The 1,768-nt window shown below is 33.4% G+C and carries 2 protein-coding genes; one reads left to right on the top strand and one right to left on the bottom strand.

Going from position 1 to position 1,768, the window contains the following annotated elements:
• Positions 1-219: 219 nt before the first annotated feature.
• Positions 220-1,353 carry an ankyrin repeat domain-containing protein gene (locus EZH24_RS11185; RefSeq protein WP_137999184.1) on the top strand — a complete coding sequence of 378 codons (1,134 nt, stop codon included), beginning with the start codon at positions 220-222 and terminating at the stop codon, positions 1,351-1,353.
• Positions 1,354-1,402: 49 nt separating this feature from the next.
• Here the strand turns inward: EZH24_RS11185 and EZH24_RS14245 are convergent.
• Positions 1,403-1,768, bottom strand: a 366-nt coding sequence (locus tag EZH24_RS14245) for a hypothetical protein (RefSeq protein ID WP_161976155.1), incomplete at its 5' end; no start/stop codon positions are given.

The raw sequence follows: 1,768 nt of genomic DNA, 5'->3' as shown, positions 1-1,768 counted from the left end.
CGGTTTTAAATATTATTATGCTTTTTTGAGAAAAAACTTTTGAAGTAAAACAAATTAATACAAGAAATATTATAAAACTATTTTTTAAAAATCTAATCATATTCAATTTTTATTTTAACTTAAATCAACAAAACTTTAAATTATGCAAACTATAATTTAAAGTCCTAAATTCCGAAATTATATAAAGTTAATATTTTAAACTTTATATAAGGAAAAATTATGCGTCTTATTGCTTTTATTTTAATATTTTTTGCCATAAATTCAAATCCTTTTAGTTTCGCTCAAATTTTAAATAACACAAACGATACGAATACCGCAAATATTGGCAAGTTGGACCGATTATTGGAATATGCGAATAACGATAACGCGGAAGGATTAAGACAATTAATTTCGGAAGGCTCGATTTCAAATTTTATAAATTTTGGAGACAGTCAAGGACATAACGCTTTAATAACGGCGGTTTCAAAAGGATATAAAAATATTGCGCTTATTCTTTTATCGCAACAATTAGATGTCGATATTACTTGCAAACATGGAAAAACGGCTTTAATTTACGCGGCAGATTCGGGATATGTCGATATGGTTTCTTATTTGCTCGCTAAAAAAGCCAACCCAAATATAAAGATAAGCGGAGGAACTACCGCTCTTTTGCAGGCGGCGGGAAAAGGTTATTATTCGATTGCGGAAGCTCTTATTAAGGCAAACGCCGATTTAAGATTATCGGGAATTTATAGAAGCGGAAATAACGATGGAATAGATTATAATATGACTCCTCTAATGATAGCGGCTTTTAATAATCATGATTTAATCGTTAAATTACTGCTCGATAACGGAAGCGAAATTAATCGAATAAACGAATACGGAGCGAACGCTTTATTTTACGCAATAGCCAACGGAAACACCGAAACGGCTAAAATACTTTTGGAAAACGGAAGCGATGCGAATATATCGGCGACTTACGGAACTTACGGAAATATAACTCCGCTCGCTTTGGCTTCCACACTTGGAGCAACCGATTTAATATCATCTCTTTTGATAGGAAAAGCAAATATTAATCATATAATGAGAAACGGAAAAACCGCTTTAATATGGGCTGCGATTTCTTCAAAAAGCGAAGCGGTAGCGACTCTTATAAACGCGAGAGCAGATTTAAATATTGCGGACAACGATGGAAAAACGGCTTTAATGTTTGCGGCTGAAAACGGAGATTATAATTCGGTTGAATATTTGATAAACGCGGGAGCGAATATAAATATTGTCGACAGATTTTCAAAAAACGCTTTAATGTATGCTATGGAAAACGGAAATTTGGATATAATCGATTTGATTACAAGAGCGAGTTTGAATAGATAAATAAAAAAACCGAGCCTAAAAAGACTCGGTAATTTTCGCTTTAATCTTATTATTTTTTAGTAATATCGAAAGATGATGCAGTCTCTCCTGCTTGAGATATGGTATATTTTCCTTGAGTATCGCTACTGAAAGTAAGAGTTAGACCTTCTGTAGCAACCGTATAACTTGAACCGCTGTTTCTTGTTATAGCTGATGAGGGGATTTCCACACCTTCGCCTCCAGATATCATTGTAAATGAATTATCGGTTTTGATGGTAAAAATATGTTCTTCGCCGGTATTTGCGTCAGTTTGTCCCCACCAATCTCCAGCATAATAGGATAATGTTCTCTCCACATCGTCTCCCGTTGTTTTTTTATTACTGCAACTTATAAAAGCGAGTAAAGATAAAAAGCATAATAAGATTGTAATTTTTTT

Source organism: Brachyspira catarrhinii (assembly GCF_005518285.1).
Classification (GTDB): Bacteria; Spirochaetota; Brachyspiria; order Brachyspirales; family Brachyspiraceae; genus Brachyspira; species Brachyspira catarrhinii.
The sequence above is the reverse complement of the archived record's forward strand: the minus strand, read 5'-3'. Positions and strand labels throughout refer to the sequence as shown.